Origin of the sequence: Mesorhizobium sp. M7A.F.Ca.CA.004.12.1.1, from assembly GCF_003997835.1 — a bacterium.
Classification (GTDB): domain Bacteria; phylum Pseudomonadota; class Alphaproteobacteria; order Rhizobiales; family Rhizobiaceae; genus Mesorhizobium.
Genome location: NZ_RZRK01000518.1, coordinates 1 through 4,379, shown reverse-complemented (window position 1 = coordinate 4,379; position 4,379 = coordinate 1). Strand labels below are relative to the sequence as shown.

Genomic DNA, 4,379 nt, shown 5'->3' with positions numbered 1-4,379 from the left:
CGCCGGTACTGGTCGGGGCGGCGATAGAGCGCGAAGTTGAAATTCACTTTCCGGCAGGTCTCGATCAGGTCGAGATCGGCGCGGTGGACGATGACCTCGTCGTCGAGCGACATCGCCTGCGCGGCGATCTCGCCGGTCGGCGCGATGATGCAGGACCCGCCGATCAGTGCCTGGCCGTCTTCCAGCCCCGCCTTGGCGGCCGCAGCGACCCACAGCGTGTTCTGGTAGGCGCCGGCCTGCATCGGCAGATGGTTGTGGAACATTCGCAGATGCGCCAGCGCCGGCGCCTCGTCGAGCAGCAGTGGCGTGTTGTAGCCGAGCAAGGCCACCTCGGCGCCATTGAGGCAAAGCATGCGGTAGGTTTCCGGCCAGCGGCGATCGTTGCAGATCGCCATGCCGACACGCACGCCGCGATAGTCGAAGACCGGAAAGCCGAGATTGCCCGGTTCGAAATAGCGACGTTCGAGATGCGTGGTGATGCCTTCCTCCGGCTCGCTCGACCCCGGCACATGCATCTTGCGGTAGCGGCCGATGAACCGCCCGTCCGGGCCGACAAGGTCCATGGTGTTGAAACAGCGCGTGCGGCCGTCTTCCCTTGCGATCTCGCAATAGCCGAGCGCGAAGCCGATCTTGAGGCGGGCGGCGGCATCATAGAGGCATCGCGTTTCGGGCCCCGGCATTGCCCTTTCGAAGAAGGCGTCGATCTCCGCCTGATCGTCGATGCGCCAGCGCGGGAAGAAAGTGGTCAGCGCCATCTCGGGAAACACGGCAATCTCCGCCCCGGCGGAAGCTGCCTGTTCCAGCAAGTGGATGAGGCGATCGACCGTCTCGCTCCGCGTCGCACTGCGCTGGATTGGCCCGGTCTGGGCGACCGCGATAGTCAGGCATCGAGCCACGGCATCATCTCCTCGACTGGTTTTCCCGAGCGGGCCGGATCGGCGGCGCTGCGCTCTACGAACTGTCCGAACCCCGGCTGCACCTGGAGTTCGCCGTCGGCGACAACCGGCACGCCGCGCACCAGCACAGTGGTCGGCTTGCCCGTCACGCTCCTGCCCTCATAGGGCGTGAAGTCGACACGCGAATGCAGCGCCCGGTGCCCGAGCGTCCAGGTCACTGTCGGATCCCACAGCGCCAGATCGGCATCGAGGCCGACCGCTATGCGCCCCTTGGCATGGGCCAGGCCATAGATCGCGGCGGCGTTGCGCGAGGTGAGATCGAGATAGCGCTCGAGCGTCAGGCGGCCGCTCAGCAGTCCCTCCGAGAAGAGCAGCGGCAGACGAGTCTCGATGCCGGGAATGCCGCTCAGCGTGGTGGTGAAGTCGGGTGTCTGCGACCGAGCGATCTTGTCGGCGAAGAAATAGGGCGAATGGTCCGACGACCACAGGTCGATGCCGCCATCGATCAGCGCCTGCCACAGATGCCGATGGCTGCGCGGCGAGCGCGGCGGCGGCGAAAACACAAAGCGCGCCGCATCCATGGCCGGCCGGTCGAGGTCGGCGGCGCCGATGAACAGATATTGCGGGCAGGTCTCGGCTATCGCATCCACCCCTCGCCCGCGCGCCCGCGCCACCTCCTCGGCCGACTGCCAGGAGGAGACGTGGACGATGGTCATGCGCGCGCCGGTCATTTCGGCGAAGGCCAACGCACGATGCGTTGCCTCCCGCTCCATTGTCTCGCTGTGGGCAACGACATGGTAGCGGATATCGGTGCGGCCGAGATCGATCAGGCGCTGCCGCGTGCGCCTTATGGCGGCATCGTTCTCGGCATGGACCATGACGATCCAGCCAAGCCTATGGGCAGCATCGAGCACCCTGAAGAACAGATCGTCATCGACGGCAAAGCCCTGATAGGTCATGAACAGCTTGACCGACGCGATACCGCGGCCGGCGAGCAGCGAAAGCTGTTGCTCGACATCCGGGCCGGTGCCCATGGTCACCACCGCGTGCAGCCCGTAATCGATCACCGCGCGCCCTGTGGCACGGTCGAGCGCTCGATCGATGGCGGCGACGGTGCTCATCTCCGGACCCGGCATGCCGAACGGGACGATGCATGTCGTGCCACCGAAGGCAGCCGAGATGGTGCCGGATTCGAAATCATCCGCATTGCCGGCCCCGCCCCAGACCGGCTGGTCGAGATGGCAATGGGCATCGATGCCGCCCGGCATGACCCAACGACCGCCGGCGCCGATCAAGGATTTGCCGGCCAGGCCCGTCCCGGTGGCGGCGATGCGGCCGTCGTCGATGGCGATATCGCATTCGGCCCAACCGTCGTCGAGGGCAACGCGTCCGCCTTTGATCACCAGCTCATGCATTCGGTTTGCCCACCCCAATCGGCGTCAGCCGACCGCCGCCGTCACCATGATCTCGACGCGATACTGGTCGCCGGCAAGCCGCGCCTCCACCGTCGCGCGCACCGGCATGGCGCTGCGGTCGATCCAGGCATCCCAAGCCATATTCATCATGTCGAAGTCGGCGATGTCACGCAGCCAGATCTGAGCGCTCAGGAGTTTCGACTTGTCGCTGCCGGCCTTGGCCAGAAGCGCATCGATCTTGGCGAATATCTGCTTGCTCTGCGCGGTGGTGTCGCTTGAAAGGTCGTCCGCCGTCAGGCCGGAAACATAAACGGTGCCGTTATGGCGCAACACCCGGCAAAAGCGTTGGCCGTTCTCAAGACGTTCGATCGTCATCTCGGGGTCCCCTCTCGATCTTTGACAGGCGACCTATCGTAGGGAGCGCACTAAAGGACTGTAAAGCCTTTCGCAGGGCGCAACGCCGTTTTCCGCCGCCGGGATGGCCAAAAAAAATGACGCCATAGCCGTGTCAATCTTCGCTTGCAGCAGGCATGACTGGGTGTAGCTTCTGTTTGGGAGAGCAGCCGCCGGCCAGCGTGACTGCCAAGGGGAGCCGTCGCAATGCACAAGAATCCGGCGCCGCTTGTCGATCCTGCTTGCGATCTCCGGCGTCCGTCCTAGTCGGCCAGGCGCGGCATTCATGGGATCGATCGGTCAATCCGCGATGCGCTTTTGGCAGAACGCCGAGCGCTCCCGCGCAACGCTGCCGATGATGGCAGGCGTCTGTTTCGCCTGTATCGGCAGCGCCATGCTGACGACAGCGGTGTCGTTCCACCTCGGCAAAGCCGGCGTCGATCCCGGAACCGTGCAGATCGTGCTGACCGCCTATCCGGCCGGTTTCCTGATCGGATGCCTAGTGACGCGTCCATTGGTCACCCGCTACGGCCATGAGCGGACATTCCTGCTGGTCCTGGCAACTGCGCTGCTGTCGGCCCTGGGCTTCGTCGTTACCGACTTCATGCCGGCATGGTTCTGCTTGCGGCTGCTCGGCGGCATGTCGATGGCCTCGATGTTCGTCGTCTGCGAGAGTTGGATCAATCTCTATGCCGAACAGCACAATCGCGGCTCGCTATTCGCGCTCTACATGCTGACGACGGCGATTGCCGTGCTGCTTGGCCAGGTCCTGGTGGCGATGGTCGGTCCGCAATCTCCGCATCTGTTTCTGGTCGCGATGGCGACGGTGCTTGTGGCCTTTGCGCCCAACTTCGCCGGGGTGCGCTGGCCGGCGCTGCCTTCGGTGCCGAGTGATCCGGCGCCCGCGTCCGGAGCCAAGGCAGACAGGCGGCTGGGACCGCTGGCGCTCTTCAGGCTGGCGCCGGTGACGGTCGTGGCGATTTTCCAGGGCGGCATCACCAACATGAACGTCTTCGTGCTGACGCCTCTTTACGGAACGCAGATCGGCCTGTCGGCGGCGGCCACGGTCTGGCTGGTGACCACGATAAGCATTGCCGGAATGGTGGCGCAGACCCCGGTCGGCTGGCTTTCTGACCGTTTCGACCGCCGCCTGATACTGCTGGTGCAAGGGCTGGTATCGGTGACGGCCTGCGCCTTGATCGCTTGGGTCGGCACCCTGTCGGTGCCTCTGCTCTTCGTGCTGTTCTTCATCTATGGCGCCACGGCGCTGACGATCTATCCGGTGGCGATGGCCTTCGGCGCATCGCAGCTTCATAGCCGGCACATGGTCGCCGCCTCCGGCACGCTGCTCCTGCTCTACTCGATCGGCAATGTGGCAACGCCGGGCGTCGCCGCGGGGTTGATGGCGCATCTTGGACCTCCCGCCATGTTCCTGCTGCTCGGCGGCGGCGCTGCCCTGGTCACGTTGGCCGCCTGCTACAATCTTCTGCGCCGGCCGGTCACGGCGCCGGTCATGCAACGTATCGAGGAACGGGTTTGAGGAGGCCGCGATGAACCGTCTCGAAGGCAGCGCTGTCCTGATAGCAGGCGCCGCAAGCGGCATTGGCGCGGCCATTGCCCGGCGCTGCGTCGCGGAAGGCGCCGGCGTGATCTGCGCCGATTATGAGCTGGAGGC

Annotated in this window: 4 protein-coding genes; 1 reads left to right on the top strand and 3 read right to left on the bottom strand. The window is 65.2% G+C overall.

What is annotated here, in order from left to right:
- The 3 genes from EN984_RS24015 to EN984_RS24005 form a co-directional block, all read right to left on the bottom strand.
- The coding region (locus tag EN984_RS24015; protein ID WP_127383994.1) for a nitrilase-related carbon-nitrogen hydrolase at positions 1 to 896 on the bottom strand (896 nt) is incomplete at its 3' end.
- Entirely contained in the window at positions 881 to 2,311 is a 1,431-nt protein-coding gene (gene hydA, locus EN984_RS24010) for a dihydropyrimidinase (protein WP_127267695.1), read from the bottom strand. The genes hydA and EN984_RS24015, both read right to left, overlap by 16 nt.
- Before the next feature lie 24 nt (positions 2,312 to 2,335).
- Positions 2,336 to 2,686, bottom strand: coding sequence for a RidA family protein (locus tag EN984_RS24005; RefSeq protein WP_127267694.1), 351 nt, complete (start codon positions 2,684 to 2,686; stop codon positions 2,336 to 2,338).
- A gap of 304 nt (positions 2,687 to 2,990) precedes the next feature.
- Here EN984_RS24005 and EN984_RS24000 point away from each other — a divergent pair, with 304 nt between their 5' ends.
- Complete coding sequence (locus EN984_RS24000; RefSeq protein WP_127267693.1) at positions 2,991 to 4,244, top strand: MFS transporter; 1,254 nt, start codon at positions 2,991 to 2,993, stop codon at positions 4,242 to 4,244.
- The last annotated feature ends 135 nt before the right edge of the window (positions 4,245 to 4,379 follow it).